This is a genomic window from Streptomyces sp. NPDC002276 (assembly GCF_053891435.1).
This window is the reverse complement of sequence record NZ_JBSFCQ010000016.1, coordinates 208,353-224,586: the sequence shown is the minus strand read 5'-3', so window position 1 is coordinate 224,586 and position 16,234 is coordinate 208,353. Positions and strand designations below refer to the sequence as shown.

The window sequence follows — 16,234 nt, the reverse complement described above, 5'->3', positions numbered from 1 at the left end:
TCACCGCCGACCGGGAGCAGCCGACATGGGCGTACGCAAGGACCTGAAGCGGGCGCGGCAACGCACCGACCTGGCGGCCCGCACCCGGGTCGAACTCACCAGGGACGCGCGGGGAGTCGTACGAGAGGCGAGCACTCTGCCGCTCGCGCCGCGCCCGACGACCGGCAGCACCGCCGACCTCCCGTTCACCAACGCGGCGGAGGCCCCCGACACCGTGGTCCTCCGCCGCGCACAGAACGGCGGCTGGCACCCTGTCACCGCCGCCGCCTTCGCCCGTGAAGTCACCGCCACCGCAAAGGGGTTGATGGCCGCCGGCCTCGAACCGGGCGGCCGGGTCGCGGTGATGTCCCGCACCCGCTACGAGTGGACGGTCCTCGACTTCGCGATCTGGGCGGCCGGCGGCCGGACCGTGCCGGTCTACGCGACCTCGTCCGCCGAGCAAGTGGAGTGGATCGTCAGGGACTCGGACACCCGCTTCGTCGTCACGGAGACCTCCGAGAACACCGACACGGTCATGACGGGCACCGCCCGCCATCCCCAACACCCGCGCATCTGGCAGCTGGACGCGGGCGCCATGGCCGAACTCGCGACCCTGGGACGGGACATCACCGACGAGGAGGTCACCAAGCGCCGCAGCGCGCTCACCCCCGACACGGTCGCGACGATCTGCTACACCTCCGGCACGACCGGCCGCCCCAAGGGCTGTGTCCTCACGCACGCCAACCTGCACGCCGAGGCCGCCAACACGGTCGAGTTGCTGCACCCCCTCTTCACCGAGGTCACCGGCCAGGTCGCCTCGACGCTCCTCTTCCTCCCGCTCGCGCACATCATGGGCCGCACCCTCCAGATCGCCTGTCTCATGGCCCGCATCGAGATCGGCCACTGCCCGAGCATCAAGCCCGACGAACTCCGCCCGGCGCTAAGGGAGTTCAGGCCCACGTTCCTGGTAGGAGTGCCGTACCTCTTCGAGAAGATCCACGACACCGGCCGCGCGACCGCCGAACGGATGGGCCGCGCCGCCTCCTTCGACCGCGCCGACCGCGTCGCGGTCCGCTTCGGCAAGGCCTACCTCGACCGGTTCCTCGGCACCGGCAAGGGCCCGAGCCCCGCCCTGTACGCCGCGTGGGCCCTCTACGACCTGCTGGTCTACCGCCGTATCCGCAGCGAACTCGGCGGCCGGATGCGGTACGCCATCAGCGGCGGCTCACCGCTCGACCGCGATCTCAACCTCTTCTTCGCCGCGGCCGGGATCATCGTCTACGAGGGCTACGGCCTCACCGAGACGACGGCCGCCGCCGCCATCGTCCCGCCCCTGCGGCCCCGCCCCGGCACGGTCGGCCTCCCGGTGCCCGGCACCACGATCCGCATCGCCGACGACGGCGAGATGCTCATCAAGGGCGGGGTGGTCTTCGGCGCGTACTGGAACAACCCGGCGGCCACCGACGCCGTACTGCGGGACGAGTGGTTCGCGACCGGGGACCTCGGCGCGCTCGACGAGGACGGCTATCTCACCATCACCGGCCGCAAGAAGGACATCCTCGTCACCAACGGCGGCAAGAACGTCTCCCCGGCCGTCCTGGAGGACCGGCTGCGCAGCCGCGCCCCGGTCGGCCAGTGCCTGGTCGTCGGCGACAACCGCCCCTTCGTCGCCGCCCTGATCACCCTCGACCCCGAGGCCCTCGCCCACTGGCTCTCGGTCCGCAAGCTCCCCGCCGACACCCCGCTCGCCGACCTCGTGCGGAACGCGGACCTGCGCGCCGACGTCCAGAAGGCCGTCGACCACGCCAACCAGGCCGTCTCCCGCGCCGAGTCGATCCGCGCCTTCGCCCTGGTCGAGGGCGAGTTCACCGAGGACAACGGCCTGCTCACCCCGTCCCTGAAGGTCAAACGGCAGGTGGTGACGGCGGCCTACGCGGACGACATCGAGGCGCTCTACGCGAAGCCGAAACCGACATAACGGAAGCGGGCCGCCGAGGTGCTCGGCGGCCCGCTCTCGTGGTGCTGGTGGGGTCAGCTGCCCACGGCGCCGTTGCCCGACAGGACCGGGATGTTGTCCAGGATGTGCGACAGCGGCTCGTCGCCCTTGGCCTGGGTGGAGTTCTCGGTGCACTGCTGGTTCTGCGGGGCCGAGAGGACCGGCACGTCCTGCAGAACGGTGACCGGCACGAGACCGACCAGCGAGGCCAGGTTCGCCTTGACGGGCAGGCCGACACAGGGCTTGTTCAGCGAGCCCTGGACGAGGGAGAGCTGGGGGCTCATGTCGCCCTTGGTCTCCTGGTTGCCGTACTTCTGCACGGCGCCGTTGCCCTGGGTGGTGGTGACGCCGTCGTCGTTGCCGATGGCCATCGCCGGGGTGGCGATGGCGGCGGTGGCACCGGCGAGGGAGGCGGCAACAGCCGCGGTCGCCCACAGCTTCTTCATGTTCAAACCCTTTCGGAGGACGGACCCCGTTGCGGAGCCGCGCGATGATCAACTGGGCGATGGCTGGTTTGGTTGCGGCCTTTGCCCTGAATGGAGCAATAAGTCGGCTGGAGTGACAAGTCGGCTCCCGGGCGGGCGGGAGCGTGCCCCCGTGGACGGTCCGCGTGGAGGGCAAGCCAACGGGCCGCCGAGAATTCGGCGGCCCGTGGAGTGCGTCCGGGGATCAGCTGCCCGCGGAGCCGTTGCCCGACAGGACCGGGATGTTGTCCAGGATGTGCGACAGGGGCTCGTCGCCCTTCGCCTGGGTCGAGTTCTCGGTGCACTGCTGGTTCTGCGGCGCGGAGAGGATCGGCACGTCCTGGGCGACGGTGACCGGCACGAGGCCGACCAGCGAGGCCAGGTTCGCCTTGGCCGGCAGGCCGATGCAGGGCTTGTTCAGCGAGCCCTGGATGAGCGCCATCTGCGGGCTCATGTTGCCGTACGTGGCCTGGTTGCCGTAGACCTGCTCGGCGCCATTGCCGTTCGTCGTGGTGACGCCGTTGTCGTTACCGATCGCCATCGCCGGGGCGGCGACGGCAGCCGAGGCTCCGACGACGGAAGCGGCGACAGCCGCAGCAGCCATAACCTTCTTGATCACTTCATGATCCCTTCTGGAGTAACCCCGTCCACCGGAGCGACCTGAACAACTGGCACCGGGCCGCATGGTTGCTCCGATTCACTCCAATGGCCCAGATGAATCCAACCGGGTGAAGTCACGCAACCATTCCGGCCCGCCCCGGTTGATGGGGGAGCAGGAATTGTGTCTCTGCCAGGAAAGGACCGCAGAAAAATGCTCAAGAAGGCAATGGCTGCGACGGCTGTCGCGGCTTCCGTCGTCGGCGTCTCGGCGACGGCCGCCCCGCAGGCGCTGGCCATCGGCAACGACAACGGCGTCACCACGGTCAACGGGAACGGTGCCGAGCAGGTCTACGGCAACGCCAAGACCACCGGCGACATGAGCCCCCAGCTCTCCGTCGCCCAGGGTGCCCTGAACAAGCTGTGCCTCGGTGTCCCGGTCAAGGCCAACGCGGCCTCGCTCGTGGGCGTCCTCGTGCCGGTCACCGTCCTCCAGGACGTGCCGATCCTCTCGGCCGAGCAGAACCAGCAGTGTGCCGAGAACTCCACCCAGGCCAAGGGTGATGAGCCGCTGTCGCACCTCGTGGACAACGTCCCCGTGCTGTCGGGCAACGGCGCCATCGGCAGCTGATCGTCCGTCAATGCAGTGGCCAGGGCGGCCCGTCGGAATTCTTCCGAACGGGTCGCCCTCGTCGTTTCTCAAAACTGCCCGCCCGCTGCCTTCCCTTGAAGAGAAGCGTTTCTGCGTTGGGGTGTCGGTGCGGCCATCACGTCAATTCGGTGCCGACGATCGAGTGAATTGTCAGGTGACACGCGTTCTGGAGTTTCTTCCTGTGTCTATCCCTCGTTTCACAGGCTGCAGGTCATGGTGCGAGCCGCCCAAGCTGTGCTCGCTCGGTTTCGGCCGTCATAGGGCATGACCGCAGAGAAGGGAACGTTCATGAAGAAGAGCGCTGCTGTTGTCGCTGGTGCGATCATGGCTCTCGGTATGGCCGCCCCGGCCTTCGCCGACGCCGGCGCCGAGGGTGCCGCCATCGGTTCGCCGGGTGTCCTCTCGGGCAACGTGGTCCAGGTTCCCGTGCACATCCCCGTCAACGTGTGCGGCAACTCGATCGACGTGATCGGCCTGCTGAACCCGGCGTTCGGCAACACCTGCGTCAACGACTGACGACGCAACGCACCAGCCGCTCCGGCTGTGTCACGGCCGGCCTTGGACACTTTCCTGTTCCAAGGCCGGCTTTTTTTCCCACTTCTTCAAGCAGGAAGACAACGAGATTGCGACAGACCCTGGGTAAGGGAATGGTCGCGGCTGCCGCCGCGACAAGCATTCTGTCCCTGTGCGGCAGCCCCGCCGTGGCCGAGACGTACACGGCCGGCGCTGCCAAGGATTCGCCGGGCGTCCTGTCCGGCAACAGCCTCTCGGTCCCGGTCGACGCGCCGGTCAACGCCTGCGGCAACTCCGCCGACGGGGTGTCCGGGCTCAACCCGACCTTCGGCAACTCCTGCGCCGGCGGCAAGGATTCGCACCGGCACGGCGAGCACACCGGACACCACCGGTGGGCCGAGCAGGCCTACGACGACTCCGACGACTCGGGCTACGGCTCCGGGGACGACGAGTCGGGGTACGGCTACGGCGGTGACTCGGGGTACGGCTACGGGGGCCACTCCGGGCATGGCCACGGTGACCACTCGGGGTACGGCTCGGGCGATCACTCGGGCTACGGCTCCGGTGACCACGGGGGTTACGGCTCGGGTGACCACGGAGGCTACGGCTCCGGCGACTCGGGCCACGGCAAGCCGGAGGACTGCGAGGAGACGCCACCGCCTCCGCACGGCGGGGATCACCACACGCCTCCGCCTACGGGTGGTGACCATCACACTCCGCCTCCCACCGGTGGTGACCACCACACTCCGCCTCCCACGGGCGGTGACCATCACACGCCTCCACCCACGGGTGGTGACCACCACACTCCGCCTCCCACTGGCGGGGATCACCACACGCCTCCGCCCACCGGTGGTGACCACCACACCCCGCCGCCCACGGGCGGTGACCACCACACCCCGCCGCCCACCGGCGGGAACCACACCCCTCCCCCCACGGGCGGGAACCACACCCCGCCCCCGAGCGGCGGGAATCACACCCCTCCGCCCACGGGTGGAAATCACACTCCGCCCCCGAGCGGTGGGAACCACACCCCTCCGCCCACCGGTGGCAACCACACGCCGCCTCCCACGGGCGGCAACCACACCCCGCCTCCGCACGGCGGCGATCACACTCCGCCGCCTCCGCACGGTGGGAGCCACACCCCGCCGCCCGTTCTGGCGCACACCGGCAGTGAGGCCATGCTGGCCGCTTCCGGCGTCAGTGCCGCGTTGATCGCGGGTGGCACGATCCTCTACCGACGAGGCCGCGCCGCGTCCCGTAGGTAATGCGCACGGGGTGCCGGACGTCACCGCCCGGCACACCCGCACCGCCCTACCCGGTCAGCGTCGTACGAAATCCAGTGCGCCCCGTCGCCCCGGCGCCGGGATCATCCCGCCGCGCGGCTCCGAGTTCAGCCGGCGCCGGACTCCGCGGACCAGCGCGCCCGCCGTGAACGTGGCGCCGTGCACGAAGCGCATCGCAGGGCCGAAGCCCGAGGCCGTCAGCAGGCCCGCCATGAAGAGGCCGGGGTGCGAGGACTCGAAGTCCCGGCCGACCTCGGGGGAACCGTCGCCCACCGTGGCCAGGGATCCCCTCAACTCGCTGGAGAGCAGCCCGAGTCGGCCGGTCGTGGCCTTGAACCCCGTTGCCGTGATGACGTGTTCGGTCTCCAGGGAGCGGGTCCCGCCCGCCGCGCTCACCGTCTCCAGGCGCACCCCGCCCGGCACCACGTCGGCCGCCGCGACCTCGTGGCCGAGCAGCACCTCCACCGCCGGTTCGAACCGGTCCCGCACCCACCAAGCACCCGCCGGACCAAGGGCGTTGGCCGCGATCCTGGCCCGGGTCGACTCCGGGAGACGGCGGAAGAGGTCGGGGCGCTCGGCGTAGAACCAGTTGCGCCAGCCGGGGCCCAGGCCGCTGTGCGGGGAGCGGGCCTCCTGCCACCACGGGCGCTCCCAGGCCGGCGGTACGTCGTTCCAGTACAGCTCTTCGGCCCGCGCCAACACCCTTACCCGGGTGCCCTGTTCGGCGAGCAGGGCGGCCGTCTCCAGTGCCGCCTGGCCGCCGCCGATCACCGTGACGTCCTTGCCCCGGAAGTCGTCCAGCGCGCTGTGGTGGCTGCTGTGCGAGACGAGGGAACGGCTCAACCCCCGTAGCGCGGATGGGATTTCGACGAACGGCATGACGCCGACCGCGAGGGCGACGGTCCGGGCGTGCAGCACCGTGCCGTCGTCGGTCACCGCCTCGAAGCCGCCGGGTACCGGTGCGATGCGTTCCACGGTCCGCTCGTCCACCTCGGGTACGGCGTTGCGGGCGAACCACAGGCCGTAGGAGGCGAACATCTCGACCGGGATCGGTTCGCCGTGCCGGGACTCCACGCCCTGGGTCGCGCAGTACGCGTCGAGCGGCCAACGGCCTTCCGGGTCGGACAGGTTGGAGGCCCAGGGCTCCGACTTGAGGAACATGCCCCGGGGCATGTGGTCGCGCCAGGACGCCATGGGTCGGCCGAAGACGCGCAGGTTCAGCCCGGCGGCCGCGGCGTGGGAGGCGATGGACAGGCCGTACGGGCCCGCGCCCACCACCAGCAGGTCGTACATCAGCAACTGCTCGCTTTCTCGTCGTCGGACAACTCGGTCAACTTGGTCAACTCGGCTTGTTCGGCGGGCTCGTCGAGGGGGCCGGTGCCCGCCTGCCGGACCACCCGCGGCGCCGTGCGCGGCGGCACCGGACCGCCGCCCAGCCGCCCCCGCAGCTTGCGCAGCACATGTCCGGCCCACAGGCCCCACATCGCCCGGCCCGGTGCCCGGTCGTCCGGCGCGTACCAGGCCAGTTCGCGTCCGGCGGGGGCCGGGCGGAGCGCGCTGAGGGGCGCGTAGTTCTCCACCACGAACGAGCGCCCGGGCCGGGGTGCCCCGTCCGGCAGCGGACGGTGGGTCAGGTCCAGGTGCTGCGCGCGGACGACGTCCAGGCCCGCGCTGTCGGTGAAGAGCCGGAACTGCGCGCCGGGCCGCGGGTTGAAGTCGAGCAGGTGGTAGCTGCCCGTCGTGCCGCAGCGGCGGAAGTCCAGATCGAAGATGCCGCGGTAGCCGAGTTCGGCGGTGAGCCGTTCGGCGAGCGCCTGCACCTGGGAGTTGGGCGTCCAGCGGCCCACCGCCGTCAGGCCCGCCCCGCGCGGCCAGGCCCGCTGCTTGCGGCCGGGACCCCCGCCGCGTACGGCGCCGGTGCGGTCGACGTAGCCGTGGAAGAACCAGTCGCGGTCGGGCCCGGACGGCAGGAAGGCCTGGAGCAGCAGCCTGCTGCCCGCTTCCTCGGCGCGCAGATACAGCTCGCGCGCCTCCTGCGCGCTGTGCATCACCACCGTGCTGCGCAGCCCGGTCCCGCACGGCACCAGCCAGGGCCGGCTCCACTTCGCGACCACCGGCAGCCCCAGTTGCCAGGCGGCGCTCGCGGCCTGCGCCGGGCTCTCCGGGATCAGCGTCACCGGGTGCGGGATGTCGGCGCTCGCGCACACGGCGGCCAGTTCGGCCTTGTCGGCGACCCGTTCGGCCAGCGCGCCGGGCTGCTGCGGCAGCAGGTAGGAGGGCGCGAGTTCGTCGCGCAACCGGCCGACGGCGACGGCGCTCGCGTCGTCCATCGGGATCAGCACGGCGGGACGCGCGATCCGCGCGGCGACCCGGCGCAGCGTGACGGCGATCTCGGCCGGGGACGCGCCGGGCGCCGGCGGGGGGTGCATCTGGCAGACGAAGCGGGAGCTGCGTACGGGACTTCCGGCGGAATCGGCGACCACGTGCACCTCCACTCCCGCCCTGCCGAGCGAACGCACGGCGCCCAGCGTTCCGTGGTGAAAGGGGTTCCGGTCGATCCGCAACAGAACTGCGGGGACACGGATGTCGAGCAGCGACACGGACTGTTTCCTTAGGTTCGGTTCACCCGTGCGGGCGATGGAGGAACTCGGAAGCCGTAACGGCGGTGGCGTAATTCATATTCATATGACTGAGTGTCAGTAGAAGGAAAAGCAAAGTCGGAACGGAGTACGAGAGTGGAGAGAGGAGCAGGCATGGCCCCACAGCAACGACGGTCCCGGACCGCCCGGCTGGCCTTCGTCGCGGCCACGGTCGCCGCGTCCGCGGCTTTCGCGTCGGGTCCCGGGTTCGCGGCGGGAGCGGAGGTGGCGCGGGCGACTGATCCGCCTGCTCCCGTGACCACCGCGCCCACGACGACCCCGGCCGCCGCGGGACCCGCGAAGGCACCCGACGCCACCAGGACCCCCGAGCCGAAAGAGGCGCCGGCCTTCGGCGCCTTCCTCGACTCCGGTGCCCGCGGTGTGGCCCGGATGGCCGCGCTGAGCAGCTGGCTGGGCGGTGCCGAACTGCGCGTCGGTCACACCTACCTGCCCGGCAACCACTGGAGCGACATCGAGGGCGCCCCCGGTCTCCTCGACGTGTGGGCGGACTGGCGCACGGAGAAGAGCGACCGGATGCTCGTCCTCAACGTGCCCATGCAGGAGCACAACGAGGACGGTGTCTCCGACTGGCAGGTCCGGCGGCTGCTCCAGCTGGGCGCGGCCGGCCAGTTCGATCAGCACTTCAAGGCCCTGGCCGAACGCCTGGTCGACCTGAAGGTGCCGGACACGGTGATCGTGCTCGGCTGGGAGATGAACGGCACCACGTACACCTCTCGCTGCGGGCCGGACCCGGAGGCCTGGAAGAAGTACTGGAACAGGATCGTCACCACGATGCGCTCGGTGCCGGGCCAGAAATTCCGGTTCGACTTCACTCCGAGCCGCGGCCGGGACGCCGTTCCATGGACGCAGTGCTATCCGGGGAACGACACGGTCGACATCGTCGGAATGGATTCGTACGACCAGCCGTCCGGGCTGACGTTCGACGAGCAGGTGAAAGAGCCCTACGGACTCCAGGAACACGTGGACTTCGCCAAATCCCACGGCAAGCCCATTTCCTATCCTGAATGGGGACTCTTCCGCAATGGCGACAACGCGGAGTACATGAAGCGCATGCTCGCCTGGATGGACGAGCACAAGCCGCTGTACAACACGGTGACCGACTACTGCCCGCACGGTGTGTGGCAGTGCTCCCAGAACCCGAAGTCGTCCAAGGTCTACCGCTCGGTCCTGTTCGGCCGCACGGAGGAACCGACCCCGACCACACCCACGACTCCCACGACTCCTACGACACCCACGACCCCGGTCACCCCGGAGCCGCCCAAGCCGACCACGCCCACCACACCGCCCGCCCCTCCGACGCACCCGGCCAACTGCTCGCCGGTGGAACTCGGCGACTGGGTCGAGTACTGGCTCGGCGGGAAGCTGTGCGTGAAGTTCGACTGGTGGCAGCGCGACCGCTGAACCAGAGGTGGCGGCGGGCCGCTCAGGGTCCGTCGCCACCGCGCTCCCTCCACTTCCGCAGTATCGCCTTGCCCCGCCGGCGCGCGGCCACGTCGCAGACGACCGCCGCCATCAGCGGGGCAGTGCGCTTCCGGGCCAGCAACAGCCGCTGGTTGACGACCGGTTCGGGCCGCCAGTGGTGCTTGTACGGCTCGTTGCCCCGCAGCAGACTGAGCGTGCCGGGCCCGTCGGTCCCGGTGTGCTCCGCGCACGCGTCGAGCAGCATCACCGCCACGTCCGCCTTCCGCTCCCGCAACCGCGGATGCGCGCCGTAGAGATACCCGCCCGCGAGCCGCCGTGACAGCAGCGTGAGATCTACGGCGACCACGTCCTCGTCGAGTCGGAACTCGGTGACGACGGCGTCCCCGGAGCGGACCATCGGCCCGACCGAGCGGACCAGGTGCTCGCAGAACCGGGTCTGAAGGTGCTCGGACGTCACCTTCCGTCCCTGCCACTGGAGTTGATGCAGCTCCAGCAGTCGCCGCAGGGCTCCGTCCACCTCGTCGGGTCGTACGACGGTGCGCTCGACGCCGAGTGCGGTGAGCTTGCGGAGCTTGGCGCGGACGCGCTGGGCCTTGGAGGAGGGGAGACGGGCGACCAGTTCGTCCATCGGTACGGCGGGCAGTTCCAGGCACAGCGAGTCGTGGACGCGGCGGCGGGGGCCGCGCCAGCGGTCGTAGACGCGCTCGACCGCGCCGCCGGGCCGTACCTCGCGGAAGTCGATCAGCGCGGTGCGGGCGGCGGACGCGAGGGCCTCCGTCAGGGCGGCGACCGCCGGGTCGCCGTGGTCGTCGTCCAGCAGGACGTCGCCGTAGTCGGAGATCGCGCCGCCGAGCGGGACCAGGGAGGGGACCGGGCGGCGGACGAGCATCAGGGGCGCCGCGGCGACGAGTTCACGGCCGTCGCGGACAACGAGCAGGCGCAGTCGGCCCGTTCGGCCGTACGACAGCCACCAGGAGTGCAGCCAGGCGTGGGACTGGAACGGGGTCGCCGCGCCGCACTTCTGGTACAACCGGCCCCAGGCCGGGGCCAGTTCGGCGAAGGCCTGGGCGTCGGTGACGAGTTCGGTCGAGTACACCGGTGTCACAGGACGTCGGCCGCGGTGGCCGGGCTGGGCACGGAGGCCGGGCGGCCGGTCTCTTCGGTGGTCCGGCGCGGCCGGACGAGCAGCAGCAGGCCGCCGAGGAGGCCGCCCGCGCTCGCGCCGACCAGACCGGTCACCGCGGCCGAGGCCGAGGAGGGCCCGGCCGGCTTGATGGCGCGGGCGAAGGTCTGGAGTTCGACGTGGGTCGAGTCCTTCGAGTCGTTCGCGTGCACGGTCAGCGAGCGGGACACCGCGTTGGCCATGTCGGCGGCGAGGTCGGCGCGCGAGGAGGTGGCCGTGACGGCGACCATCGGCGCGTCCGGCGAGGTCGCCGTCTGCACGCTCGACTGGAGCGTCTTCACCGGGACGCCCGCCCACACCTGCGCGTCCCCGAGCACCGCGAGCTGGGTGGCGACCCGGCCGTAGGCCTGCGCGAAGCCGAGCGCGGTCGAGGAGTCGGCCTTGTCGGTCGGTACGGCGATGACGTAGCTGGTGGCCGTGTACGTCGGCGGCTTGGCGAGGCCGTAACCGGCGCCGAGGAGTCCGCCGGTCACGGCGCCGGCCGCGAGGAGGGACCAGGCCGGGAGGGTCTTCGCGCGGGCGAGCGGGCGGTGCTGTCGGATCTCGGTCATGAGGAACTGGCTCCCTGGGGTGCGGGGGACGGCGACGAGGTGGAGACCGCCGCGTACACGTCCATGAGTTGGGCGGCGCTGCGGGTGATGCAGTAGTGGTGGGCGGCGTCCGGCGCGGTGCGCGGGCGCGGGCCCCGCGCGCGGGCCGCCGCCAGCGCGCGGGCGAAGACCTCCGGCCCGCCCTGGACGCGGTGTGCGGCTTCGGCGGCCTGCGGCGGGAGGTCCTCGACGGCGGGGCAGGAGGCGTAGAGCACGGGCAGCCCGGCCGCCAGACCTTCCACGACGGCCAGGCCGAAGGCCTCCTCGGGGGACGGCGAGGCCAGCAGGTCCATCGCCGCGGTGAGGGAGGGCAGGTCGGGGCCCGGGGTGCCGTCCGGGACGTAGGGGCGTTCGCCGGTGAACAGCACCCGGTCGGCAACTCCGCAGTCGTGGGCGGTGCGGCGCAGGAGGTTCTCCTCGGGGCCGCCGCCGACCAGCAACAGCCAGTAGTCGGAGGGGAGTTGGGTCAGGGTGCGGATCAGGACGTCGAAGCGTTTGCCCGCCGCGAGTCGGCCGATGCCGCCGACGACGTACGCGTCCTTGGGCAGGCCGAGTCGCTGGCGGGTGCGCAGTCGCTGGACCGGGTCGAAGCGGAAGCGGGGCAGGTCGATGCCGTTGGGGACGACCTCGATGCGCGGGCCCGGCACACCCCACCGCCTGAGGCGTTCGGCGACCGTGGGGGAGACGGCGACCGTGGAGCGGCCCAGGCGTTCGCTGGCGAGATACAGGGCGCGGACCCCGGCGTTGAGGCTTCGGCCCTCCATCTGCGAGTCGCCCAGGGAGTGTTCGGTGGCGACGACCGCCTTCACGCCCGCGATCCGGGCGGCGAGCCTGCCGTAGACGCAGGCGCGGTAGAGGTGGGTGTGGACCAGGTCGTAGCCACCGGTGCGGATGATTTTGACCAGGCGGGGGAGGGCGGGCAGGTCGCGGTTGCCGGTCATGCCGAGGTGGTGGACGCGCACCCCGTCGGCGGTGAGGCCGGCGGCGACCGCGCCCGGGTTGGTGAGCGTCACGACATCGCAGTCGACCGGCAAGTGGCGTAGCAGCAGCCGGAGTTGCTGCTCGGCGCCGCCGATGCCGAGCCCGGTGATGATGTGCAGGGCCTTCATGCGGGACCCTCCACCGGGCGGCGGCGCAGGCCGTGCAGCCGGTACTTGAGGAAGAGGCGGACGGCGGTGTCGTTCTGGCCGATGTGCACGCGGGGGAAGGCGTGTTGGCCGTTGAGATCGCCCGGGTCGATGGCGCAGGCGTAGGTGTAACCGGCTTCCTGTACGGCGGCCACGGTGCGGGCGTCGACCGTGCCGTAGGGGTAGCAGAAGCCGTCGACGGTCGTGCCGGTCAACTCGGCGAGTACGGAACGGCTTTCGGCGACCTCGGCCTTCAGTGTGGCGTCGTCCGCCTTGGTGAGGTCGACGTGGGTCAGGCCGTGCGAGCCGATCTCCACGCCCTCGGCGGCGACTTGGCGGATGCCGTCCGCGGTGAGGAGCGGTTTGCGCGGGCCCAGCGGGTCCCAGGCGTTGTCGCCGCCGAGCCTGCCGGGCAGGACGAAGAGGGTGGCGCCGCAGTCCCAACGGGCCAGCACGGGAAGGGCGTTGTCGACGAAGTCGGCGTAGCCGTCGTCGAAGGTGAGACCGACCAGACCTTCGCCCTCGCCCCGGGCGCGGGCGGCGAGCAGCTCGGCCATGGACACACCGCGCAGCCCGCGTCGGCTCAGCCAGCGCAGCTGCCGGTCCAGGCGGTCGGGGGTGACCGTGATGCGGTAGGGGTCGTCGGAGCAGTCGCCCACGGAGTGGTACATCGCCACCCACGGGACCGGGCCCGTGACGCGACTGCCGGTGGTCGGGGAATCAGCGGGAGCGGCCATGCGGGAGCCTTCGTGTGACGGAGCGGACGGATTCCAGTGCGGGTGCGAAGCCCTGGGCGCCCAGGGCCCAGCCGAGCAGGACGAAGACGACGGCGACGGCCGTGCAGCCGACGGCGAGACCGAGCAGCGGCGAGGGCATCGCGCGGGCGGCGAACGCCCCGGCGACCGTCGCGACGGCCGCCGCGCGCACCGGCCGGCTCAGCTCGACCAGGACCTGCCGGGTGCGGATCGGGACACTGCGCGGGCCGCTGCCGCACAGCAGGATCACGGCGGTGACGGTGATGCCGGTGGCGTTGGCGATCGCGATGCCGATGACGCCCCAGGGGCCGACCGTCCAGGCGCCGATCCAGGAGGTCACGACGATGCCGGCGGCCATCGCGCCGACCGGGAACCAGGTGGGGCGGCCCGCCGAGAAGTAGGAGCGGACCAGGACGCCGACCAGGGTCTGGCCGAGCAGACCGAGCGCGTACACCCGCATCACACCGGCGGTGGCGGCGGTGTCGTGGGCGGTGAACGCGCCCCGCTGGAAGAGGAGTTCGATGATCTGCGGGGCGCACGCGATCACCGTGGCGGCGCCGAGCAGGACCAGGCAGGCGGCGAGCGCGAGGTCTCGCTCGACACGGTTGCGGGCCTTCTCCGTGTCGCCCTCGGCGAGCGCCCGCGCGACCACCGGGAAAGTCACCGTGCACAGCATCAGCGACAGCACCATCGGCATCTGGGCGACCTTCTGCGCGTAGTTCAGATGCGAGATGGCGCCGGCCGGGAGGTGGGAGGCGAGAAAGCGCTCGATGAGGACCTGGGACTGACGGCACAGCGCGAAGAGCAGCACCGTCGCCATCAACGCGAAGTTCATCGGGCGGGGGGTCTCGGTGGTGCCGTCGGCGACGGCATCCGGGGTCGTCGGCTTGTGGCTCCTCAACTGGCGTACGAGTACGGGAAGTTGGGTCAGCACCATTAGGCAGCCGCCCCCGGCGACACCGAGGGCCGCCGACCGTACGCCCCAGTGGGCACCGAACGCGTACATCCCGGCGATGATGCCGATGTTGTACGCCACGTAGATCGCCGCCGGGGCCACGAAACGGCGGTGGGCGCGGAGCGCCGCGCTGAAGTAGCCGGCCAGGCCGAAGCTCAGGACGCAGGTGGCGGTGATGCGGGTGCAGCTCACCGCCAGCGCGGGGTTGGGCAGGCCCGGGGCGAGGGCCTCGACCAGGTAGGGGGCCGCCGCGATGAACAGTGCCGAGACCGCGATGAACGCCAGCGCGAGGCGGGGGAGGGTGGCTTTCACCAGGGCGCGGACCGGGTCGCCGGGGGCGCCTTGAGCTCTGCGGGCCAACGCCATGCTGAACGCCGGGATCAGGGCGAACGCCAGGCCGTCCTCGATGAGGAGGGTGGCGGCGAACTCGGGGACGGTCCAGGCGACGAGGAAGGCGTCGGTCTCGCTGCCGGCGCCGAAGAGGCGGGCGAGGGACTGGTCTCTGGCGAGGCCGAGGAGGGAGCCGGTGACGGAGAGCGCGGCTGTGATGAGGGCGGCTTTGGCTAGGAAACGGCGGGATTCGGGGGCGGGGCTTTCTGGCGAGGGAGATGGGATCAGGGGTGGCTCGGTGGAGTGTCGGGTGCTGCGCCGTTGGGGCTGGGCGCGCCCCGCGGCGGAGCCGCTGATCGATACAGCCCCGCGCCCCTTTGGGGCGCTACCAGTGACCGTCATTGGATCGCGGCCTCTGTCTTGGGCACGCGCACCGAAGTCGGCACAGGAAGCTTCTCTTCCGCGTTCGCCCCCACCAGCGACCACCACGCCGCCACCCCGAACACCACCGCTGTCAGGACCGTCGACGGGCCGCCGATGTCCGCGTACATGAAGTCGATCAGTTGCCAGATCAGGAGGCCGGAGGAGACCAACGCGCAGTCCAGGCCCGGGAGTTCGGTGCGGTGAGTGCGGAACAGGCCCCGCAGCGCGCACACCAGCAGAGCAAGCCAGCTGCCGCCCAGGGTGAGGAGGCCGATCAGGCCCTGTTCGCTGAGGACCAGGAGGTACATGTTGTGGGGGGAGAGCAGGGGCTGCTTGAGGTATCCGGCGCCCGCGCCGTCCGTGTCGCTGCCGGAGGACAGGGCCAACGAGGCGTTGCCGTCGCGGTGTTCGGGGAAGCCCTTCAACCCGACGCCGGTCAGCGGGTGTTCGCGCCACATCGCGGTCGCCGCCGCCCACATGGTGTAGCGGTCGGTCACCGACTGGTCGGGGGCGTCGGTGACTTGGGTGATGCTGCTGATCCGCTCCTGGAGCATCGCCGAGCCGACCCCGAAGCCGCCGACCAGCACCACGCCCGCCGCCGTCACGGCCGCGGCCACCTTCAGCGCGCGCCGCGGTCCGGCCAGCGCCAGTTGCAGCGCGCAGGTCGCGGCGGTCGCGATCCACGCGCCTCGGCTGAAGGACAGGGCGAGGGGGAGGAGCAGGGCGAACGCGCAACTCGCGGCAACTGCCCGCTGCCGTACGTCCTTTCGGCCCAGGCCGCCCAGTGCCAGCGCCACCGCGCAGATCAGGCCGAAGGACACCACCGTCGCCATGCCCATCACGTCGGTCGGTCCGAAGGTGCCCACCGCGCGGATGTCCTCGCCCTGGTAGGAGGCGCCGGTCGCGGTGACGTACTGCTTGACGCCGATCGCCCCCTGCCACAGGGCGAGGGAGACGAACGACCAGGCCAGCACGCGGAAGTCGCGCCGGTCGCGGATCAGGAGGACCACGGCCGCCGGGACCAGGACGAAGATCTGGAGGTAGCGGCCCAGGCCGCTCAGACCCGCGCCCGGCGAGGACGCGCCCATCGCGGCGATGGACAGGCCCAGGACCGGAAGTCCCATGACCGCCACGGCGGTTGGGGTCAGGGGGCGCCTGCGTTCCCGGAGCAGCCGGATCCCGCAGTACAGGACCACCAGCCCGGAGACCGCGTCGGCCGGACCCGCGCCGCCCGCGCCCGGGGTGAGCGGCAGGCCGAGCAGGGCGATCACGGCGATGACCGGCAGGACCGGGGCGAACATGCGC

Annotated in this window: 15 protein-coding genes; 5 read left to right on the top strand and 10 right to left on the bottom strand. The window is 71.4% G+C overall.

From position 1 onward, the window contains the following. Window positions 1–25 precede the first annotated feature (25 nt). On the top strand, window positions 26–1,957 hold the full coding sequence (locus ACWIHT_RS34515) for an AMP-dependent synthetase/ligase (protein ID WP_456172240.1): 1,932 nt from the start codon (window positions 26–28) through the stop codon (window positions 1,955–1,957). Between the two features lie 53 nt (window positions 1,958–2,010). Here the strand turns inward: ACWIHT_RS34515 and ACWIHT_RS34510 are convergent, their stop codons facing one another. Together ACWIHT_RS34510 and ACWIHT_RS34505 are read right to left on the bottom strand one after the other, a co-directional pair. Next, window positions 2,011–2,421, bottom strand: a complete 411-nt coding sequence (locus ACWIHT_RS34510) for a rodlin (RefSeq protein ID WP_456172239.1) — start codon at window positions 2,419–2,421, stop codon at window positions 2,011–2,013. Between the two features lie 223 nt (window positions 2,422–2,644). Continuing rightward, a complete protein-coding gene (locus ACWIHT_RS34505; RefSeq protein WP_200711929.1) occupies window positions 2,645–3,058 on the bottom strand; it encodes a rodlin in 414 nt (137 codons plus the stop codon). Between the two features lie 192 nt (window positions 3,059–3,250). On the opposite strand from ACWIHT_RS34505, the gene ACWIHT_RS34500 reads away from it, so the two are divergent. The 3 genes from ACWIHT_RS34500 (at window position 3,251) to ACWIHT_RS34490 (ending at window position 5,466) form a co-directional block, all read left to right on the top strand. Beyond that, window positions 3,251–3,667 (top strand): rodlin, encoded by a 417-nt coding sequence (locus ACWIHT_RS34500; RefSeq protein WP_456172238.1) that lies wholly within the window; start codon window positions 3,251–3,253, stop codon window positions 3,665–3,667. Between the two features lie 309 nt (window positions 3,668–3,976). Beyond that, entirely contained in the window at window positions 3,977–4,204 is a 228-nt protein-coding gene (gene chpD / locus ACWIHT_RS34495) for a chaplin ChpD (protein ID WP_026178071.1), read from the top strand. 107 nt (window positions 4,205–4,311) lie between these two features. Beyond that, a complete protein-coding gene (locus tag ACWIHT_RS34490) occupies window positions 4,312–5,466 on the top strand; it encodes a chaplin family protein (protein ID WP_456172237.1) in 1,155 nt (384 codons plus the stop codon). A 54-nt stretch (window positions 5,467–5,520) separates the two neighbouring features. Here ACWIHT_RS34490 and ACWIHT_RS34485 read toward each other — a convergent pair whose 3' ends face one another. Both ACWIHT_RS34485 and ACWIHT_RS34480 read right to left on the bottom strand, forming a co-directional pair. Continuing rightward, entirely contained in the window at window positions 5,521–6,777 is a 1,257-nt protein-coding gene (locus ACWIHT_RS34485) for an NAD(P)-binding domain-containing protein (protein WP_456172236.1), read from the bottom strand. Then, window positions 6,777–8,084, bottom strand: coding sequence for a carboxylate--amine ligase (locus ACWIHT_RS34480; RefSeq protein WP_456172235.1), 1,308 nt, complete (start codon window positions 8,082–8,084; stop codon window positions 6,777–6,779). Before ACWIHT_RS34480 ends, ACWIHT_RS34485 begins: the two co-directional genes overlap by 1 nt. A gap of 153 nt (window positions 8,085–8,237) precedes the next feature. On the opposite strand from ACWIHT_RS34480, the gene ACWIHT_RS34475 reads away from it, so the two are divergent. Continuing rightward, the gene (locus ACWIHT_RS34475) at window positions 8,238–9,545 is read left to right on the top strand and encodes a glycoside hydrolase family 26 protein (RefSeq protein WP_456172234.1); all 1,308 of its coding nucleotides are present in this window, start codon (window positions 8,238–8,240) and stop codon (window positions 9,543–9,545) included. A gap of 22 nt (window positions 9,546–9,567) precedes the next feature. Here ACWIHT_RS34475 and ACWIHT_RS34470 read toward each other — a convergent pair whose 3' ends face one another. Genes ACWIHT_RS34470 through ACWIHT_RS34445 form a run of 6 tightly spaced genes read right to left on the bottom strand, consistent with a single transcriptional unit; the run spans window position 9,568 to window position 16,230 of the window. Further along, on the bottom strand, window positions 9,568–10,671 hold the full coding sequence (locus ACWIHT_RS34470) for a GNAT family N-acetyltransferase (protein WP_456172233.1): 1,104 nt from the start codon (window positions 10,669–10,671) through the stop codon (window positions 9,568–9,570). After that, window positions 10,668–11,300, bottom strand: coding sequence for a lipopolysaccharide biosynthesis protein (locus tag ACWIHT_RS34465; RefSeq protein WP_456172232.1), 633 nt, complete (start codon window positions 11,298–11,300; stop codon window positions 10,668–10,670). The genes ACWIHT_RS34470 and ACWIHT_RS34465 overlap by 4 nt, the downstream gene beginning before the upstream one ends. Continuing rightward, on the bottom strand, window positions 11,297–12,448 hold the full coding sequence (locus tag ACWIHT_RS34460) for a glycosyltransferase (protein ID WP_456172231.1): 1,152 nt from the start codon (window positions 12,446–12,448) through the stop codon (window positions 11,297–11,299). The genes ACWIHT_RS34465 and ACWIHT_RS34460 overlap by 4 nt, the downstream gene beginning before the upstream one ends. After that, window positions 12,445–13,203: a polysaccharide deacetylase family protein gene (locus ACWIHT_RS34455; RefSeq protein ID WP_456172230.1), complete on the bottom strand. Its 759-nt coding sequence runs from the start codon at window positions 13,201–13,203 to the stop codon at window positions 12,445–12,447. Before ACWIHT_RS34455 ends, ACWIHT_RS34460 begins: the two co-directional genes overlap by 4 nt. After that, entirely contained in the window at window positions 13,187–14,908 is a 1,722-nt protein-coding gene (gene murJ / locus ACWIHT_RS34450) for a murein biosynthesis integral membrane protein MurJ (RefSeq protein ID WP_456172229.1), read from the bottom strand. Before murJ ends, ACWIHT_RS34455 begins: the two co-directional genes overlap by 17 nt. After that, window positions 14,905–16,230 (bottom strand): O-antigen ligase family protein, encoded by a 1,326-nt coding sequence (locus tag ACWIHT_RS34445; RefSeq protein WP_456172263.1) that lies wholly within the window; start codon window positions 16,228–16,230, stop codon window positions 14,905–14,907. The genes murJ and ACWIHT_RS34445 overlap by 4 nt, the downstream gene beginning before the upstream one ends. Window positions 16,231–16,234 lie beyond the last annotated feature (4 nt).

Bases quoted from the DNA above. Each gene is read 5' to 3' on its own strand.
- ACWIHT_RS34500 (WP_456172238.1), top strand. From the start codon at position 3,251: ATGCTCAAGAAGGCAATGGCTGCGACGGCTGTCGCGGCTTCCGTCGTC.
- ACWIHT_RS34465 (WP_456172232.1), bottom strand. From the start codon at position 11,300: ATGACCGAGATCCGACAGCACCGCCCGCTCGCCCGCGCGAAGACCCTC.
- ACWIHT_RS34515 (WP_456172240.1), top strand. From the start codon at position 26: ATGGGCGTACGCAAGGACCTGAAGCGGGCGCGGCAACGCACCGACCTG.
- murJ (WP_456172229.1), bottom strand. From the start codon at position 14,908: ATGACGGTCACTGGTAGCGCCCCAAAGGGGCGCGGGGCTGTATCGATC.
- ACWIHT_RS34460 (WP_456172231.1), bottom strand. From the start codon at position 12,448: ATGAAGGCCCTGCACATCATCACCGGGCTCGGCATCGGCGGCGCCGAG.
- ACWIHT_RS34475 (WP_456172234.1), top strand. From the start codon at position 8,238: ATGGCCCCACAGCAACGACGGTCCCGGACCGCCCGGCTGGCCTTCGTC.
- ACWIHT_RS34510 (WP_456172239.1), bottom strand. From the start codon at position 2,421: ATGAAGAAGCTGTGGGCGACCGCGGCTGTTGCCGCCTCCCTCGCCGGT.
- ACWIHT_RS34455 (WP_456172230.1), bottom strand. From the start codon at position 13,203: ATGGCCGCTCCCGCTGATTCCCCGACCACCGGCAGTCGCGTCACGGGC.
- chpD (WP_026178071.1), top strand. From the start codon at position 3,977: ATGAAGAAGAGCGCTGCTGTTGTCGCTGGTGCGATCATGGCTCTCGGT.
- ACWIHT_RS34485 (WP_456172236.1), bottom strand. From the start codon at position 6,777: ATGTACGACCTGCTGGTGGTGGGCGCGGGCCCGTACGGCCTGTCCATC.
- ACWIHT_RS34445 (WP_456172263.1), bottom strand. From the start codon at position 16,230: ATGTTCGCCCCGGTCCTGCCGGTCATCGCCGTGATCGCCCTGCTCGGC.